Source organism: Azospirillum fermentarium, assembly GCF_025961205.1.
Classification (GTDB): Bacteria; Pseudomonadota; Alphaproteobacteria; order Azospirillales; family Azospirillaceae; genus Azospirillum; species Azospirillum fermentarium.
In genome coordinates, this window is the sequence record NZ_JAOQNH010000001.1 from 2,276,880 (window position 1) to 2,293,944 (window position 17,065).

The 17,065-nt window shown below is 66.4% G+C and carries 14 protein-coding genes and 1 tRNA gene; 8 read left to right on the forward strand and 7 right to left on the reverse strand.

The window, feature by feature from the left end:
* Positions 1-37: 37 nt before the first annotated feature.
* Positions 38-2,884, reverse strand: a complete 2,847-nt coding sequence (locus tag M2352_RS10780; protein ID WP_264664489.1) for a beta strand repeat-containing protein — start codon at positions 2,882-2,884, stop codon at positions 38-40.
* Between the two features lie 249 nt (positions 2,885-3,133).
* Between M2352_RS10780 and M2352_RS10785 the strand changes: the two genes are divergently transcribed.
* A complete protein-coding gene (locus M2352_RS10785; RefSeq protein ID WP_264664490.1) occupies positions 3,134-4,717 on the forward strand; it encodes a tetratricopeptide repeat protein in 1,584 nt (527 codons plus the stop codon).
* Between the two features lie 24 nt (positions 4,718-4,741).
* On the opposite strand, the gene M2352_RS10790 is transcribed toward M2352_RS10785, so the two are convergent.
* From M2352_RS10790 to M2352_RS10805, 4 genes are read right to left on the reverse strand one after another with little or no spacing between them, the layout of a single operon-like run.
* The gene (locus tag M2352_RS10790; protein WP_264664491.1) at positions 4,742-5,365 is read right to left on the reverse strand and encodes a GNAT family N-acetyltransferase; all 624 of its coding nucleotides are present in this window, start codon (positions 5,363-5,365) and stop codon (positions 4,742-4,744) included.
* Positions 5,366-5,392: 27 nt separating this feature from the next.
* Positions 5,393-6,268: a 3-mercaptopyruvate sulfurtransferase gene (gene sseA / locus M2352_RS10795; RefSeq protein WP_264664492.1), complete on the reverse strand. Its 876-nt coding sequence runs from the start codon at positions 6,266-6,268 to the stop codon at positions 5,393-5,395.
* A 48-nt stretch (positions 6,269-6,316) separates the two neighbouring features.
* The gene (locus M2352_RS10800; protein WP_264664493.1) at positions 6,317-7,024 is read right to left on the reverse strand and encodes an alanyl-tRNA editing protein; all 708 of its coding nucleotides are present in this window, start codon (positions 7,022-7,024) and stop codon (positions 6,317-6,319) included.
* Between the two features lie 26 nt (positions 7,025-7,050).
* Positions 7,051-8,052 carry a cysteine synthase A gene (locus tag M2352_RS10805; RefSeq protein ID WP_264664494.1) on the reverse strand — a complete coding sequence of 334 codons (1,002 nt, stop codon included), beginning with the start codon at positions 8,050-8,052 and terminating at the stop codon, positions 7,051-7,053.
* 237 nt (positions 8,053-8,289) lie between these two features.
* Here M2352_RS10805 and M2352_RS10810 point away from each other — a divergent pair, with 237 nt between their 5' ends.
* Positions 8,290-9,450 carry a phosphoserine transaminase gene (locus tag M2352_RS10810; protein WP_264664495.1) on the forward strand — a complete coding sequence of 387 codons (1,161 nt, stop codon included), beginning with the start codon at positions 8,290-8,292 and terminating at the stop codon, positions 9,448-9,450.
* A 27-nt stretch (positions 9,451-9,477) separates the two neighbouring features.
* On the opposite strand, the gene M2352_RS10815 is transcribed toward M2352_RS10810, so the two are convergent.
* Complete coding sequence (locus tag M2352_RS10815; protein ID WP_264664496.1) at positions 9,478-10,098, reverse strand: NUDIX domain-containing protein; 621 nt, start codon at positions 10,096-10,098, stop codon at positions 9,478-9,480.
* Between the two features lie 133 nt (positions 10,099-10,231).
* On the opposite strand from M2352_RS10815, the gene M2352_RS10820 reads away from it, so the two are divergent.
* Complete coding sequence (locus tag M2352_RS10820) at positions 10,232-10,420, forward strand: hypothetical protein (RefSeq protein WP_264664497.1); 189 nt, start codon at positions 10,232-10,234, stop codon at positions 10,418-10,420.
* Positions 10,421-10,499: 79 nt separating this feature from the next.
* Positions 10,500-10,739 carry a hypothetical protein gene (locus M2352_RS10825; RefSeq protein WP_264664498.1) on the forward strand — a complete coding sequence of 80 codons (240 nt, stop codon included), beginning with the start codon at positions 10,500-10,502 and terminating at the stop codon, positions 10,737-10,739.
* Positions 10,740-10,809: 70 nt separating this feature from the next.
* Here the strand turns inward: M2352_RS10825 and M2352_RS10830 are convergent.
* Positions 10,810-10,883 (reverse strand) — tRNA-Cys (locus M2352_RS10830).
* A gap of 286 nt (positions 10,884-11,169) precedes the next feature.
* Between M2352_RS10830 and M2352_RS10835 the strand changes: the two genes are divergently transcribed.
* The 4 genes from M2352_RS10835 (at position 11,170) to M2352_RS10850 (ending at position 17,016) form a co-directional block, all read left to right on the forward strand.
* Positions 11,170-11,841, forward strand: a complete 672-nt coding sequence (locus M2352_RS10835; protein ID WP_264664499.1) for a protein-L-isoaspartate O-methyltransferase family protein — start codon at positions 11,170-11,172, stop codon at positions 11,839-11,841.
* 238 nt (positions 11,842-12,079) lie between these two features.
* Complete coding sequence (locus tag M2352_RS10840; RefSeq protein WP_406567246.1) at positions 12,080-13,492, forward strand: TolC family outer membrane protein; 1,413 nt, start codon at positions 12,080-12,082, stop codon at positions 13,490-13,492.
* Positions 13,493-13,600: 108 nt separating this feature from the next.
* A complete protein-coding gene (locus M2352_RS10845) occupies positions 13,601-14,302 on the forward strand; it encodes a DUF2497 domain-containing protein (protein ID WP_264664501.1) in 702 nt (233 codons plus the stop codon).
* A 65-nt stretch (positions 14,303-14,367) separates the two neighbouring features.
* Complete coding sequence (locus M2352_RS10850; RefSeq protein ID WP_264664502.1) at positions 14,368-17,016, forward strand: valine--tRNA ligase; 2,649 nt, start codon at positions 14,368-14,370, stop codon at positions 17,014-17,016.
* The last annotated feature ends 49 nt before the right edge of the window (positions 17,017-17,065 follow it).

Consider the following 17,065-nt stretch of genomic DNA (forward strand, 5'->3'; position numbering starts at 1 on the left):
GGATCATCCCGCCGGGCCGTTTCCCCGTGGGGGATGCTTATGTGTTGTAAACGCTGAAGTTGTCGGCGCTCAGCCCGGTGGTCCCGCTCACCAGGCCCAGAAGCGACACTTCCCCTGCACCCACCCCGCCGGTGCCGTTGCTCTTGACCAGATAGATGCCGGTGTCCGTACCGTTGTTTGCCGCGACGATCAGGGAGGCCGTGCCGTCGTTGGTCAACGATCCCAAGGCCGTGCGGAAGTTCTGATACCCGCTGTCGGTCAGGGAGCCGCTGACGGCGGAGGTCAGGATGACGATCTCATCGCCGGAGGCATCCACGGTTCCACCTGCCCGGTTGGTGACCGTCAGACCCGACGATCCCTTGTCGATTTCGGACAGCAGGGGACCCGTCTGAATGGCAATGCTGTCGTAACCGGCATCGAAATTATAGATGGTGTCGTAACCGCTGTTCACTCCGGCGGCGGAACCGTCGGTGGATGCGGTGTAGACGATGCTCTGATGGCTGGGCGGGCTCCAGACGGTTCCGGGCATGTTGAACGTGTCCCCGCCGCCGCCGCCGATCAAGGTGGCGTTTCCGTCGGAGACGTTGATGGTCTCGCTTCCCTCCGTGCCGTACAGCACGTCGATCCCGTTGATGGTGAGAACGGTGCTGGAGCCGGTCAGATGGACCGCCTGATAGGAGGAATCCCCCGACAGATTGCTGAATCCCTGAATGGTCATGGAGGAGGCGTTGCCGACGATCGAAACGCTGCGCGATGCACCGTCTTCGGACGCCAGCGATTCCACATCGCTGACCTGCAGGGTGAAGCCGTTGCTTCCGGCCACGCTCACGGCGTCATAGCCGGCACCGCCGACGATGGTTTCGATGTTGTAGACGGACACGGTGTTGCCCGACGAACCGAGGGTGAGGGACTGCGCCGGATTCCAGTAAGGATAGCCCTGGTCCACCACCTTTTCGACGTTCGAGACGCCGATGTCGCCGCCGCCCGTGATGGTGACCGTGTTGTATTGGTCGTTGCCGATGATCTGGTAGTTGCCCTTTACGGTCACGGATGTCTGCGTCCCGCCCAGCGTGACGGTGTTGTGACCTCCGGTCTCCCACGACTGGTAAATCTCTTCGATCCCGTTGATGGTCAACTGATTGAAGGAGCCGATGAGATTCACGGTCTGATAGCCGTCGCCGCCGTTCAGAACCTCCACGTTCTTCACCGCGATCCAGCTCTGTGCCGGAGCGACGGTGACGACATCGGTCCCCGTTCCGCCGGCCACCGTGTCGATACCGGCCACGGTGACGGTGTTGCCGCCGTTGGCAAGGTGGACATCGAAGCCGCTGCCCTGGCTGACGATCGATTCAATGGACGAAACGGTGATGGTCGAGGAACCGCCCTGGAGCGTCAGGGTGTTGAAGGAGGTGTTTCCGATGATGGAATGGGCGTTGGAGGAGCTGATGAAGGTCAGATCGTTCTGATAGTCCCCCAGCCGGACGGCGTTGTCCGTGTAGCCGCCGTGCACCGTCTCGATCCCGCTGATGGTCAGGATGTTCGCGCTGTCGCCGGCCAGGGTGACGGTTTGGTTGGTGCCGGACCAGTCCGTCAGATATTCGAGGTTGCCGACAGTCAGGTTGCCGATGCTGTGGGTCAGGATGGCAGCCTCATAGCCGCCGACACCGCCATGGATTTCCCGGATACCGGGGCCGGACACGAAAACGGTGCCCCCGCCGTCGGCAAGGCGGACGGTGTGATAGCCGGAGTCGCTGGTGATCGATTCGATCGACGAAACGTTCACATCCGACGAGGAACCCATCAGCGTCAGGGTGTTGAAGGACGCGTTGCCGATGATGATGTTGCGAACACCGGAGCTGCCGTTCTGGTACGTCAGATCGCTCTGACCGCTGGCCAGAGTGATGACATTGGTTCCCGAATAACCGCCCTGGACCGTCTCGATGCCGCTCACGGTCAGGGTGTTGCCATAATAACCGGAAAGAACCGCCTTCTGAGCCTTGCCGGACAGGTCGGTCAGCGATTCGATGCCACTGACCGTCACGATGCCGGTGCTGCCGGTCAGGGTGACCGCATCGTACCCGCTGCCCCCGTTAACCATTTCGATCCCGTTGAGGGTGATCAGGTTCACGCTGTTGTCCGACAGACTCACCGCCTGTGAGGCGCCGGAGACATCGGTCAGGGATTCGATTCCGCGGACGGTCAGAAAGTTGATGCCGCCGGCCAGTATGACCGCATCGTAGCCGCCGGTGCCGGTGATCTCCTCGATCCCGTTGACGGTGACGGCGCTGCTGCTCCCGGTCAGGGTGACCATCTGGTATGAGCCGTCACCCACAACCGATTCAATCGAAGACATGGTTACGTTGCTGCTGCCCTGGATCGTCAGGGTGTTGAAGGAGGCGTTGCCGATCACGGCCTCCACCTCTTTGACCGCGTACGATCCGGTGATCGTCAGCGCCGTCTGGCCGTCACCCAGGATAACGGCGTCATACCCGTAGCCGCCCTGGACCGTTTCGATTCCCTGGACGGTGATGATGTTCGTGCCGCCTTCCAGCGCCACCGCCTGACTGGTGCCGGTCAGGTCCGTCAGGGATTCGATGCCCTGGACCGTCAGGAAGGAAGAGGTTCCGCTCAGCGCCACAGCATCGTAGCCGTTGCTGCCGGCAAGATGTTCCACACCACTGATGGTCAGAAAATCAACGGAATTGCCCAGAGTAACGCTGTCTATCCCACTGGATCCCTGCACCGCCTCCACATCATAAATGGTGGTATGGAGCACATGCTGGCCGAGGGTGATCGAATCCGCACCATCGGTGCCGATCACCGTCACGAAATCATATGTATCAATAAATTGGTGCCCGCCGCTCAATTCGATTGTGGTCGCCATGACGATCGCCGCTTCCTGAGGGGGTTGGTCTTTAGCATCGACTATAGGTGGTGATTAGCTTTGTATGCCATGGTAATTTGTCGCACAAGTATGTTTCTCGGGGGAAAAATTTCGTGAAAGGCGAAATAGCTGCGACTAAAATACCTTTAATAAGGCATCGAATGAATTATGTGGGGGGCACCATGAAACAGGACGGTGCGATCCGGGGGTGGCGGCAGCGTGCCTGATGTGTTTATGGGAAGGTCCGACGTGACCGTCCGCCGGGGTGCTCCGCCGTCGGTGGAGCAGGCTGCGGAACAGATGCTCCGCTCCGGCCGCCTCGACGAGGCGGAGCGGCTGTGCCGCCGGGCTCTGTCCGTGACACCGGACTCGCCACAGGCGCTGGGCGTGCTGGGGCTGGTGTTCCAGCGCCGCGGGCGCGTGGCGGAGGGAATGCGGATGGCCGGGCGGGCGCTGGCCACCGCGCCGTCCGCGGCCGCACCGTGGCTGTACCGTGGGATGATTCATCAAGGCTTGGGCGATGCGCCAAGGGCGGAGGCGGACTTCCGTTGCGCTTTGGCCCTGGCACCCGCCTTGGGGGAGGCCTGGGGGTATCTGGGGTTGGCGGTGCAGCGCCGCGGCGCTGCCGTCACGGGAGAACGGCTGCAGCGCCGTGCCGTGAGCCTGAGTGGTCCCGATGCGGTCAATCTGTTCAACCTGGCCTGCTGTCTGGAAGCGCAGGGGCGCGTCACCGCCGCCGAGGGGCTTTACCGCCGTGCCGCGGCCCTGCGGCCCGACATGGCGCAGGTTCACGTCAACCTGGGTTACGCCGCCCTGGCCCGCACTGCCGATTCAGAGGCGGAGGCCGGATTCCGCCGGGCGGCGCTGCTGATGCCGTCCCTCGCGCCGGCCCATTGGAATCTCGGGCTGGCGTATCTGAAGCGGGGGATTCTGGACGCCGGATGGCGGCATTACGAGCACCGTTTCGCCGCCGTCGGCATGTCGCTGTCCTTCCCCATGCCGCGCTGGAACGGGGCGGCGTTGGACGGGCGCCGGCTTGTGGTGTGGCGGGAGCAGGGGCTGGGGGACGAGCTTCTCTTCGCGTCCTGCTACCCGGATCTTGAGCGGCTGAACAGTCCGGTGACCATCGAATGCGACCCACGGTTGCTGGGGCTGTTCGGGAGGTCGTTTCCCTGGGCCGACCTGCGCCCCGTCGGGCGCCCGGTGCGCCGGGGAGACGCCGACGTGCAGATTCCCGCCGGATCGCTGCCGCAACTCTGCCGGTTCCGTCTGGCCCGCGTTCCCGCCCGCACCGCCTATCTTCAGCCCGATCCGCTCAAGCTGGCGTGGTGGCGCCGGCATCTGGCGCCGCTGGGGCAGGGGCGGCTGCTGGTGGGCATCGGCTGGCGCAGCCAGAAGATCGACGCCTACCGCCGCAACGCCTACACCGATCTGGTCCGGGAATGGGGGCCCATCCTGACGGTACCGGGGATTTCCTTCGTCAATCTGCAATACGACGATTGCAGCGACGAGATCCGCCGGGCCGAGGACCGTTGGGGTGTCCCGCTCCACCGTTTCGCCCATCTGGACCTGAAGAATGACCTGGAGGGGCTGGCGGCGCTGATCGCGGCGCTGGATCTGGTGATCGTGCCGGCCACCGCCGCCGGCGAACTGGCCGGGGCGCTGGGGGTGCCGGTGTGGCGGCTGTGCCGGGACGACTGGACCCGGCTCGGCACCGGCACGCGGCCCTGGTTTCCCAGCCACCGGGTGTTCTCCCCGGCTCTCTGCCAGGACATGGGGGAGATGCTGCCCGCCGTGGCAGCCGCCTTGCGGCGGCTGTCGGCGGGGCGTTGATCCCGGCCCAAGGGAAAGAAAGGGTCAGGACGCGGCCAGCGGGATGTGTGCGGCGCAGCCGCGCGGCAGCACCCCTTGCAGCCGGGGATCGGTCACCACCCGCGTCACGTGGCGCACCGGAACGAACCCCAGGCTCTGGTACAGCGGCAGTGCCCGGGGGTGGTCGAAGGAGCAGGTGTTGACGGTCAGCGCCGCCGCCCCGCCGTCCCACGCCATGCGGATGCCGCGGTCCAGCAGCCACGGCCCCAGCTTGCGCCCGATGAAGTCGGGGAGCATGCCGAAATAGGCGATGTCCGCCGCCGCCGGGTCGCGGCGGTCGATCTCCACATAGCCGGCGGGGGTGCCGCCGTCGTACAGAACCCACACCTCCACCCGCGGATCGGTGACGATGGGGGCCAGTTCGGCATCGGTCATCCGCCGCCGCTCATGCCACAGCCACGGTTCACCCACCGTGTTGTAGAGGTAGCGGTAAAACGAGACACCGGGCGGGTCGGCCCGCCGCAGTTCCAGCCGCGCGGCCCCCGCCGGGGCGGGGACGGGGGGCCGGTCGGGCGGGGCGGCCATGGACAGGTAGGTGACGATGACCGACAGATGCCCGCGCGGCACCGGCGCGGACTTGCCGGGCTTCAACTCGAAACGTTCAGCCATGATGCTCTGTGATGTGTCCTGAAACGGTCAATCGGCGGGGCCGGTGGCCACGGGCGTGTCGCCGGGCAGGCCCCACTCGGCCCACGACCCGTCGTACACCGCCACATCGGTCTTGCCCAACTGATACAGCCCCAGCGCCAGGACGCAGGCCGTGACCCCGCTGCCGCACGACGCCACCACCGGACGGTCCAGCGTCACGCCGGCCCCGGCGACCTTGCCCTGAAGCTGATCGGCGGGCAGAACCACCTTGGTCGCCGGGTCGAGCAGGTCGGTGAAGGGCAGGTTGCGGCTGCCGGGAATGTGGCCGGCGCGGCGGCCGGGCCAGGATTCCGCCACCGACCCGTCGAACCGCCCGGCGGCGCGGGCATCCACCACCTGTTCCTGCCGGCTGGTCAGGTTGGCGAGCATATCGGCCTTGCTGCGCACCAGTTCGGGGCGGAAGGCGGGGGTGAAGGTCTTGAACGCCGGGGTCGGCTGGCCGCCCACCACGGCGTGCCCATCAGCGATCCATTGGGGCAGGCCGCCGTCCAGCACCGCCACGCGGTCATGCCCGAACACGCGGAACATCCACCACGCCCGCGCCGCGGTCATCAGCCCGTGGGTGTCGTAGCACACCACGAAATCCTCGTTGCCGATCCCCAGCGCCCCGACCTTGGCCGCGAAATCATCGGCGGACGGCAGCATGTGGGGCAGGGGATCGGTGTTGGGCCGGGCGATGGCGTCGATGTCGAAGAACACCGCGCCGGGGATGTGCCGTTCGGCGAAGGCCGCCTTGGGATCGGCGCCGCTGGCCGGCATGGCCCAGGTGGCATCGACGATGTGCAGGTCGGCGTCGTTCAGGTGTTCCGCCAGCCAGGCCGTGCTGACCAAGGCGCCGGGTTTGCGGGTACCGGAGTTCTGCATGGTGGGGTTCCGCCCTTCTTGTCGGTCTTTACCGGCGCGCCGCCGTCATCACGAAGTCAGGGCGATGATGACACGCCGGTTCTGTTTGCCCTTGTTCTCGATCTTCACCACCTCGACCGTTCCGATCTCGCCGGTGCGGGCCACGTGGGTGCCGCCGCAGGGCTGGAGATCGACCCCCTCCACGGACAACACCCGCACCCGGCCGGAACCGCTGGGCGGCTTTACCGACATGGTGCGCACAAGTTCGGGGTTGGCGGCAAGTTCTTCGTCGCTGATCCAGGTTGTGGCGACGGCAATATCGCCGGCGACGATGCGGTTGATGGCCGCGGCGATGGCGTCCTTGTCCAGGCTGGCCGTGGGAACGTTGAAATCCAGCCGGCTCTTGTCCGCGGCGATCTGGCCGCCGGTCACCGATCCCGGCACCACCGCGCACAGCAGGTGCAGGGCGGTGTGCATGCGCATGTGGCGGTAACGGCGCTCCCAGTCGATTTCGGCGTCCATCGCCGTGCCGGGGGCGGGGAGGGGAACCCCCGCCGCCGGGATGTGCAGCACGTCGTCCGGCCCGCGGCCGCCCTTCACCGTGTCGATGATGGGGATCTCCACCCCGCCGGCCCGCAACACCCCGGTGTCGCCGGGCTGGCCGCCGCCGGTGGGATAGAACACCGTGCGGTCCAGGCGGATGCCGGTCTCGTCGGCGGACACCACCGTGGCGGTGCAGGTGCGGGTGTAGGCGTCGTCGCGGAACAGCAGCTCCATAACCCCTCCGTTTGCGGATGGCCGGGTCAGTCCAGCCAATCGGGCACGGGAAGATTCTTCTCACGCAGGAAGGTCGGATTGAAGAGTTTCGATTGATAGCGCTGCCCGCCGTCGCACAGAATGGTGACGATGGTGTGCCCGGGGCCGAGATCGCGGGCCACACGCATGGCCGCGGCCACGTTGATGGCGGTGGAACCGCCCAGAACCAGACCTTGCGTCTTCACCAGGTCGAACAGGATCGGCAGCGCCTCCTCGTCGGTGATCTGCAGGGCCGAATCGATGGGCGCCCCTTCGAGGTTGGCGGTGATGCGCGCCTGCCCGATGCCTTCGGTGATGGAGGTGCCCTCGGCCTTCAGCTCGCCGCTGGTGTAGTAGTGGTAGAGCGCGGCGCCCATGGGGTCGGCCAGCACGATGCGGATGTCCGGGTTGAATGCCTTCAGCGCCAGCCCCACCCCGGCCAGCGTGCCGCCGCTGCCCACCGCGCAGGTGAAGGCATCGACCCGCCCGCCGGTCTGCTCCCAGATTTCCGGGCCGGTGGTCAGGCGGTGGCCGTCGCGGTTGGCCACGTTGTCGAACTGGTTGGCCCACACCGCCCCGTTGGGCTCGGTGGCCGCCAATTCCTCGGCCAGACGGCCGGAATAGCGCACGTAGTTGTTGGGATCCTTGTACGGCACGGCCGGGACCAGCCGCAGGTCGGCGCCGATCAGGCGCAGCATGTCCTTCTTTTCCTGGCTCTGGGTTTCCGGCATCACGATGACGCTGCGGTAGCCCAGGGCGTTGCCCACCAGCGCCAGCCCGATGCCGGTGTTGCCCGCGGTCCCCTCCACGATGGTGCCGCCGGGCTTCAAGAGGCCCCGCTGTTCGGCGTCGCGGATGATGGCCAGCGCCGCGCGGTCCTTCACCGACCCGCCGGGGTTGAGGAACTCCGCCTTGCCCAAAATTTCACACCCCGTTGCCCGCGACGGGCCGTCGAGCCGGATGAGCGGCGTGTTGCCGATGGTACCGATGAAACCGTCGCGGATGGTCACGGCTGTGTATCCTCTGAGAAAACGGATGAAACGCCGAAATCATATCGGAAAAAACAGCAGGGTTTCAATGTTGGTTTGTTGATTGCCTGGAATACACATAATTTATATGTTGTTTATCAGGGCTGCCCGATCCGCCCGTTGACGCCCGCTTCGCGGCGGCCCTATGGTCCGAATGGCGTGGGATACGTCCCTCGCCGATCTTGCGCGATGCCTGTCCCTGTTTTGAGGATACCGTCCATGAAGCCGTCGGTTCGGCCCGCTGTTCCCACTTTCTCCTCCGGTCCCTGCGCCAAGCGTCCCGGCTGGTCGCTGTCGGCGCTGGACGATGCTTTTCTGGGCCGCTCCCACCGCTCCAAGACCGGCAAGGCCAAGCTGGCCGAGGTGATCGAGCGCACCCGCGCGGTGCTGGGCATCCCCGCCGACTACCGCATCGGCATCGTCCCCGCCTCCGACACCGGGGCGGTGGAGATGGCGCTGTGGTCGCTGCTGGGCACCCGCCCGGTGGATGTGCTGGTGTGGGAAAGCTTCGGCAAGGAGTGGGCCACCGACATCACCAAACAACTGGCGCTCGACGCCCGCGTGCTGGAGGCGCCCTATGGGCAGGTGGCCGACCTGAACGCCGTGGACTGGTCGCGCGACGTGGTGTTCGCCTGGAACGGCACCACCTCGGGCGTCCGGGTTCCCGGCGCGGACTGGATCGCCGACGATCGCCAGGGGCTGTCCATCTGCGACGCCACCTCGGCAGCGTTCGCCATGGACCTGCCGTGGCACAAGCTGGATGTCGTCACGTGGTCCTGGCAGAAGGTGCTGGGCGGGGAGGCGGCCCACGGCATGCTGGTGCTGAGCCCCCGCGCGGTTGAGCGGCTGGAATCCGCCCCCCCGCCGCGCCCGTTGCCCAAGATCTTCCGCATGACCAAGGGCGGGAAGCTGATCGAGGGCATCTTCAAGGGCGAGACCATCAACACGCCGTCGATGCTGGCGGTGGAGGATGCCATCGACGGGCTGCAATGGGCCGAGTCCATCGGCGGCCTGCCGGCTCTGATCGCCCGCAGCGAGGCCAACCTGAAGACGGTGGCCGATTGGGTGGCGACAAGCCCGTGGATCTCGTTCCTGGCCACCGACCCGGCGGTGCGCTCCTGCACCGCCATCTGTCTGGTGATTTCCGATCCCGCCGTGACGGCGCTGCCCGCCGCCACCCAGGAGGAGATCGCCAAGAAGATCGTCTCGCTGCTGGACAGGGAAGGGGTGGCGTACGACATCGGCTCCTACCGCGACGCGCCCGCGGGCTTCCGCCTGTGGGGTGGGGCGACGGTGGAGACGGCGGACATCGCGGCGCTGCTGCCCTGGCTCGACTGGGCCTTCGCCACCGTGAAGGCCGAGGTTCTGGCCGCCGCCTGACGGGAATGTGGGGGGGACGGGGGCCGCTCAGGCCCCCGCCTCACCACCCAGCCATTGCGCACGCACGGTGTCGCGGTGGCGGGCGAACCACGCCAGGGCGATGACCGTCACCGAGTTGTTCAGCTTGTTTTCGTCCAGCAGGCGGATGCCTTCCTCGGCGCTCAGCACGTCGATGCGGATGTCCTCGTGCTCCTCGGCCAGCCCGCCGATGCCGCCGGCCCCGCTGCTGTCCACCCGGCCGCAGAACACCGTGACCCTTTCGGAAAAGGCGCCGGGGCTGGAGAAATAGTCGCAGACCTTCACCAGATCGGTCACCACGCAGCGCGCCTCCTCCAGGGCTTCGCGGCGGGCAACGTCCTCGGGCGTCTCACCCTCTTCGATGATACCGGCCACGGTTTCCCGCATCCACGCCGGCCCGCCGCCGGCGGCGGCCCCCACGCGGAACTGCTCGATCATCACCAACTCGTCCCGCACGGGGTCATAGAGCAGGACGCCCACCGCGTGGCCGCGCTCGCACACCTCCCGCGGGGGGAGCACGCCGCTCCAGGTGCCATCGAACTTCTTGTGACGCAGGCGGTAGACATCGACCTGCAGATAGCCCTTGTAGGCGGTCTTCTTCTCGACGATTTCGATGTCGGGATGGTCCATGGCGGGTGCTTTCCCCTGATGCGGCGGGCCGATATGCCCGGCCCAAGATGTAACGCAAACAGCGGGCACGATGAAACAAGGGCGCCCGCCGGGGCGTTGTTCGTGCATCGACAACGGCGCCGGGATGCCCGCCATGCCCATTCACAGCGATGCCGACCTGGAAAAGGCGGTTTCCGAGTTCCAGACGCTTCAGGACGCCCCCGACGATTCGGCGCAGGCCGAGCGGCGGCGCGAACTGGACGCGGCCATCAAGGATTATTACGCCCGCCACGGCAACGACCTGCGCCCCGGCAAGCCGCCGTCGGCTCCCCACGGCGGCTGACGGGCAACAATCCGCTCGACCTTGCGGGGCGGGTGGCCGTAAATGGTCGCTCCCGTGATTTTCCCGCCCGTGAGCGCCGATGGCCACCAAGCGACTCGAAACCTGTTACTCCTGCCGCTACTGGGAAGGGCAGGGGGTCCGCCAGCGCGGACCCAAGGGCGTGTGCCGGCGCTATCCCCCCATGGTCACCCCCCGTGACCCCGAGGGGCGTTTCCCCATCACCCAGACATCCGATTGGTGTGGCGAATGGAAGCGTGAAAACCTGCCCCCCATTCCCGCCGACGACGCGCGCACGCTCTACGACGAACTTGGTTCGTAGGCGGAACCAAGGGCGGGCGGGAAAAAGGAAAAGGGCCGCTTTTCCGGTCGGGAAAGCGGCCCTTTCGAATTGGAGGCACGGGCGGGAATCGAACCCACGTACACGGATTTGCAGTCCGCTGCATCACCACTCTGCCACCGCGCCAACGGTGTTCAACATCGGTCCGTTTCGCTTCCCGTTCGTTCGCCGTTCGGCGCCGGTCCGTGTTGGGAGCGCACGTATAGTCCCTGTTCGCGGAGCGGTCAAGCCGTCGTTTTGCAGGAACGGCATTTTTCCCTTGGTCTTCGGACCGGCGGTGCCGCAGACCGCGGACCGGTCCGCCCTCGCCGTTGTGTTCGTGAGGCGTTGCGGATATATACGCCGATGGCAGCGAAGCCGTTATCGCCGGCTTGGCGGGCCACCCGTTTCAACCCGAACGATTGCGACCGCCATGACCGTGACCGCTCTGTCCGATACCGCCGCCGCCCGCGTCCATATGGTCGAGGGTCAGATCCGTCCCAACAAGGTGACGGACGAACGTCTGGTCGAGGCTCTGCTGGAAATCCCGCGCGAACTGTTCGTGCCCAAGGCCGCCCGCGGCATCGCCTATGTGGACCAGACCCTGCCCGTGGGCAACGGCCGCTGCCTGCTGGAGCCGATGCTGTTTGGCCGCATGCTCCAGGAGGTGGTGATCGAGCCCACCGACACAGTGCTGGATGTGGGCTGCGCCACCGGCTATTCCACCGCCGTGCTGTCGCGTCTGGCCGCCACCGTGGTCGGTATCGAATCCGACGGCGATCTGGTGCAGCACGCCACCCAGGCGCTGGCCGCCGTGGGCGCCGACAACGCGCTGGCGGTGGAAGCGGACCTGCCCGGCGGCTATCCCGCCCAGGGGCCTTATGACGTGATCATCGTCAACGGTTCGGTGGCCGAGGTGCCGGACGCGCTGCTGAACCAGCTCGCCCCCAACGGCCGGCTGATCGGCGTCGTTCTGGGCGCCCGCGGCCTGGGCGAAGTGCGGCTGTACCGCCGTGTGGGCGACACCGTGTCCAGCCGGGCCCTGTTCGAATCGCAGCCGCCGGTGCTGCCCGGTTTCGAACCGAAGCCGGTGTTCCAGTTCTGAGTCGCGTGACACCGGGTCACCGGACAACGGCGCCCGCGTACCATGGGGTGGTGTGGGAAAGAAACGGAACCGTTGGGTTCGATGCTGAACGGTGCGGACAGGGGCTCCAGGGGGCTGGTGCCCCTGTCCGTTCGGTCTGTCCTGAAAGGAAAGCTTCGGAACGGCGCCAAGGTTCTGTATTCTCCCGCACCGAAAGGGAGCGTCGGTTGAAACCCCGAAACAGTGAAGGCCGGAAGAGATGACCGTGCGAAGCCACAGTGTGCGCAGCTATCCGGGTGTGCGCCGCTATCTGATTGCCACCGTCGCCTGGGGCGCGGTGGCGTTGGGGATGGCGCAACCGACGTGGGCGCAGAGTCTTGAGCAGGCTCTTGCCCAGGCTTATTCCAACAACCCGTCGCTGGCTGCCCAGCGCGCGCGGCTGCGCGCGGTGGATGAATCGGTTCCCCAGGCCCTGTCCGGCTATCGCCCGTCGGCCCGCGCCACGGCGTCGATCAGCCGCTCCGTGACCGAATCCCAGGTCGAACGGGTCGGGACCAGCAATTCCGCCCTGACGCCCAAGTCGGTCGGCGTGTCGGTGACCCAGCCGATCTATGACGCCACCGTCTCCCCGGCGGTCCGCCGGGCGGAAAATCTGGTGCAGGCTCAGCGCGCAACCCTGATGGGTGCGGAACAGGACGTGCTGCTGAGCGCGGCCACCGCCTATCTGGACGTGGTGCAGAACCAGGCGGTGCTGACGCTCAACATCAACAACGAGCGGGTGCTGAAGCGGCAGCTGGAAGCCGCGGGCGACCGTTTCCGCGTGGGCGAATACACCCGCACCGACGTCAGCCAGTCGGAATCGCGCCTGTCCGGCGCCGTCGCATCGCGCATTTCGGCGGAAGGGCAGCTCGCCAGCTCCCGCGCCACCTATGAACGGATCATCGGGGCGAGCCCCGGTCCGTTGAAGGCGCCCAAGCCCGCTTTCAAGCTGCCGGCGACCCTGGACGAGACGGTGGAGATGGCCAAGGCCAACAACCCCACGGTTCTGTCCGCCGCCTTCAACGAGGCGGCCCAGCAGGCCACCGTCGATCAGCAGTTCGGGCGCCTGCTGCCCAGCGTCAGCCTGAACGCCCAGACCGCCCGCACATGGGACGGCAGCCGGTCGTCGGGCCTGATGGTCGATCGTTCCGACACCTCGCAGATCACAGCCCAGGTCACCATCCCGCTGTATCAGGCGGGCTTGCCCGAAGCCCAGGTGCGCGAAGCCAAGCAGACCGCGAATCAGTACCGCATGCAGATCGACGACGCCCGCCAGCGCGCGGTCGAAGGGGCGGTCAGCGCGTGGCAGTCGCTCGCCACCTCCCGCGCGGCGATCAAGTCCTACCGGGATCAGATCAAGGCCGCCCAGATCGCGCTGGATGGTGTGCGCCAGGAAGCCCAGGTCGGTTCCCGCACCGTTCTGGACGTGCTGAACCAGGAACAGGAACTGCTCAACGCGCGCGTCAATCTGGTGCGTGCCGAGCGCAACGAAATGGTTGCGGCCTTCACGCTGCTGTCCGCCATCGGGCAGTTGACGGCGGAACAGATGGCGTTGCCGGCCAAGTACTACGACGCCCAGCAGAACTACAAGAACACCCGCGACAAATGGATCGGTTTGGGCACGGGTGAGTAAGATCGGTGGCATGCGGCACGTTGCGCGGGCGCGCGGCGTGCCGTTCGTATGGCTTTTCACACAGTCCTGGCCTAGTGTGGGGCAGGTTGACGTCCCGGATTTGTCCTGATGAGCGATAAAGGCCAGCAAGAACCGTCGATGGAGGAAATTCTCGCCTCCATTCGGCGTATCATCTCCGAGGATGGCGACACCGCTTCCAAGACGTCGGAGCCGGCGGCGCCTCAGGCCCCACCTCCGCCTCCGCCGCCCCCCCCGCCGCCACCTCCACCCCCTCCTCCGCCGCCGCCCCCGCCGCCGCCGCCCATGATGATGGACGAGGACGAGGATGATGTCCTCGAACTCACCCAGGCCATGCCGGAACCGGAGCCGGAGGACGATCAGTGGGATATGGATGTCCCGGCGTTCCCCGATCCCCCGGCGGACACGCTGCCCGATTTCGACGATTCCGAACCGGAACCGCCACCCCCGCCGCCTCCGCGGCCACGGCCAAGTTTCGATTTCGACGACGTGACGGAAATGCCGTCCCCGCGCCCGCGGGGCCGTTCCTTCATGGAGGATTTCGACGACGGGCTGATTTCCCGGCGCACCGCCGACGATGCATCGCAGCATCTGACCCATCTGGCGCGCAAGCTGGGTGACGACCTGTCCATCGGCCCGATGCCGGTGGGCATCCGCACGGTTGAGGATGTGGTCCGCGAGCTTCTGAAACCGCTTCTGAAGGAGTGGCTGGACGAAAACCTGCCGACCATCGTCGAACGGCTCGTACAGCAGGAAATCGACCGGATGATCCGGCGGACCCAGCGGTTCTGATCCGTTCCTCGCCCTTTCAACCCGCTGCCCAATACCTGAAGACCGCTTCAGCGAAAGTGTGAATCATGATCGAAAAGACCTACCGGCCCGCCGAGGTCGAGGAAAAGCACTACCGCCTGTGGGAAGAATCGGGGGCGTTCGCCGCCAACACCGATGCCAACGGGCACCCCTACACGATCATGATGCCGCCGCCGAACGTAACGGGCAGCCTGCACATGGGCCACGCCCTGACCTTTACTTTGCAGGACGTGCTCATCCGCTACAACCGCATGCGCGGCAAGGACGCCCTGTGGCAGCCGGGCACCGACCACGCCGGCATCGCCACCCAGATGGTGGTGGAACGCAACCTGGCCAAGGACGGCGTGACCCGTCACGACCTGGGCCGGCAGGAGTTCATCCGCAAGGTGTGGGAGTGGAAGGCGGAATCGGGCGGCACCATCACCCGCCAGCTCCGCCGTCTGGGCGCCTCGCCCGACTGGGCCAAGGAACGCTTCACCATGGACGAGGGGCTGAGCAAGGCCGTCGTCAAGGTGTTCGTCCAGCTTCACAAGCAGGGGCTGATCTACAAGGACAAGCGGCTGGTCAACTGGGACAGCAAGCTGCACACCGCCATCTCCGACCTTGAGGTCGAGCAGAAGGAGATCAAGGGCAGCCTCTGGCACTTCCGCTACCCGATCGAGGGGGAGGAGGGGCGCTTCATCACCGTCGCCACCACCCGCCCGGAAACCATGCTGGGCGACACCGGCGTGGCCGTGCATCCCGAGGATGAACGGTACAAGGATCTGATCGGCAAGTTCGTGGTGCTGCCGCTGGTGGGCCGCCGCATTCCCATCGTCGGCGACGAATACGCCGACCCCGCGACCGGCTCGGGTGCCGTGAAGATCACGCCGGCCCACGACTTCAACGACTTCGAGGTCGGCAAGCGCTGCGGGCTGGAAGCCATCAACATCATGGACCGCGATGCCCGTCTGAACGACGCGGTGCCGGAAGCCTACCGCGGTCTCGACCGCTACGAGGCACGCAAGAAGGTGGTGGCCGAGATCGAGGCCCTGGGCCTGCTGGAGAAGATCGAGCCGCACACCCACATGGTCCCCCACGGCGACCGTTCGGGCATCGCCATCGAACCCTGGCTGACCGACCAATGGTACGTGGACGCCGCCACGCTGGCCAAGCCGGCCATCGACGCGGTGGAGCAGGGCCGCACCACCTTCGTGCCCAAACAGTGGGAAAACACCTATTACGACTGGATGCGCAACATCCAGCCATGGTGCATCAGCCGCCAGATCTGGTGGGGCCACCAGATCCCCGCGTGGTACGGGCCGGACGGCGCCTTCTTCGTGGAGGAAACGGAAGAGGCGGCACGGGCGGCGGCGGCGGCCCACTACGGCAAACCCGTCGAACTGACCCGTGACACCGACGTGCTCGACACGTGGTTCTCGTCGGCGCTGTGGCCGTTCTCCACCCTGGGCTGGCCGGAACAGACGCCGGAACTGGCGCGCTATTACCCCACCGACGTGCTGGTCACCGGTTTCGACATCATCTTCTTCTGGGTGGCCCGGATGATGATGATGGGCATCCATTTCATGGGTGACGTGCCGTTCCGCACCGTCTACATCCACGCCCTGGTCCGCGACGAAAAGGGCCAGAAGATGTCGAAGTCCAAGGGCAACGTCATCGACCCGCTGGACCTGATCGGCGAATACGGCACCGACGCGCTGCGCTTCACCCTGTCGGCCATGGCCGCCCAGGGCCGCGACATCAAGCTGGCGGTCAGCCGGGTGGAGGGATACCGCAACTTCGCCACCAAGCTGTGGAACGCCGCCCGCTATTGCCAGATGAACGGCTGCGAGCCGGTGCCGGGCTTCGCCCCCACCGGCCTGACCCAGACGGTCAACCGCTGGATCGTCGGCGCCGTCCGCGATGCCGGTGCCCGCATCGCCGAGGCCATCGACGGCTACAAGTTCAACGAGGCCGCCAACGCCGCGTACCAGTTCACCTGGGGCACCTTCTGCGACTGGTATCTGGAATTCACCAAGCCGATCCTGACCGGCAATGACGAGGCGGCGAAGGCCGAAACCCGCGCCACCACGGCGTGGGTGCTCGACCAGATCCTGCACCTGCTGCACCCGATCATGCCGTACATCACGGAAGAGCTGTGGGAGCAGTTGTCGCCCGACCGCGCCAACCGCCTGATCAGCGCAGCGTGGCCGGAACCGGCGGCGGATGCCGGCGGTGCGGCGGCGCAAGCCGAGATGGATTGGGTGGTGCGGCTGATTTCCTCCGTGCGCTCCATGCGTTCGGAAATGAACGTGCCGCCGTCGGCCCAGATCGCGCTGATGCTGAAGGATCCGTCGGCTCAGACCCTGGAGCGGCTGGCCACCCACCGCGACCTGATCCTGCGCATGGGCCGTCTGGCCTCCGTCGAGCCGCTGGACGGGGCCGTGCCCAAGAGCGCCGTTCAGTCGGTGCTGGACGAAGCCACGGTCATCCTGCCGCTGGAAGGCATCGTCGATCTGGACAAGGAGCGTCAGCGCCTGACCAAGGAAATCGACAAGCTGGCCGGCGAGATCAAGAAGATCGACGCCAAGCTGGGCAACGAGCAGTTCCTGGCGAAGGCCAAGGAAGAGGTGGTGGCCGAGCAGCGCGACCGCCGCGACGAGGCCGCCGCCACCCGCGACAAGCTGCAAAAGGCGCTGGACATGCTGGGCGCCTGAGCCGCGCACAATTGGGAAGAACGCGAACGGGGCCGGTTTCGGCCCCGTT

Excerpts from the sequence above, each read along its gene's own strand:
- M2352_RS10780 (WP_264664489.1), bottom strand. The coding sequence starts at position 2,884 with ATGGCGACCACAATCGAATTGAGCGGCGGGCACCAATTTATTGATACA.
- M2352_RS10790 (WP_264664491.1), bottom strand. The coding sequence starts at position 5,365 with ATGGCTGAACGTTTCGAGTTGAAGCCCGGCAAGTCCGCGCCGGTGCCG.
- sseA (WP_264664492.1), bottom strand. The coding sequence starts at position 6,268 with ATGCAGAACTCCGGTACCCGCAAACCCGGCGCCTTGGTCAGCACGGCC.
- M2352_RS10800 (WP_264664493.1), bottom strand. The coding sequence starts at position 7,024 with ATGGAGCTGCTGTTCCGCGACGACGCCTACACCCGCACCTGCACCGCC.
- M2352_RS10810 (WP_264664495.1), top strand. The coding sequence starts at position 8,290 with ATGAAGCCGTCGGTTCGGCCCGCTGTTCCCACTTTCTCCTCCGGTCCC.
- M2352_RS10815 (WP_264664496.1), bottom strand. The coding sequence starts at position 10,098 with ATGGACCATCCCGACATCGAAATCGTCGAGAAGAAGACCGCCTACAAG.
- M2352_RS10820 (WP_264664497.1), top strand. The coding sequence starts at position 10,232 with ATGCCCATTCACAGCGATGCCGACCTGGAAAAGGCGGTTTCCGAGTTC.
- M2352_RS10825 (WP_264664498.1), top strand. The coding sequence starts at position 10,500 with ATGGCCACCAAGCGACTCGAAACCTGTTACTCCTGCCGCTACTGGGAA.
- M2352_RS10835 (WP_264664499.1), top strand. The coding sequence starts at position 11,170 with ATGACCGTGACCGCTCTGTCCGATACCGCCGCCGCCCGCGTCCATATG.
- M2352_RS10840 (WP_406567246.1), top strand. The coding sequence starts at position 12,080 with ATGACCGTGCGAAGCCACAGTGTGCGCAGCTATCCGGGTGTGCGCCGC.
- M2352_RS10845 (WP_264664501.1), top strand. The coding sequence starts at position 13,601 with ATGAGCGATAAAGGCCAGCAAGAACCGTCGATGGAGGAAATTCTCGCC.
- M2352_RS10850 (WP_264664502.1), top strand. The coding sequence starts at position 14,368 with ATGATCGAAAAGACCTACCGGCCCGCCGAGGTCGAGGAAAAGCACTAC.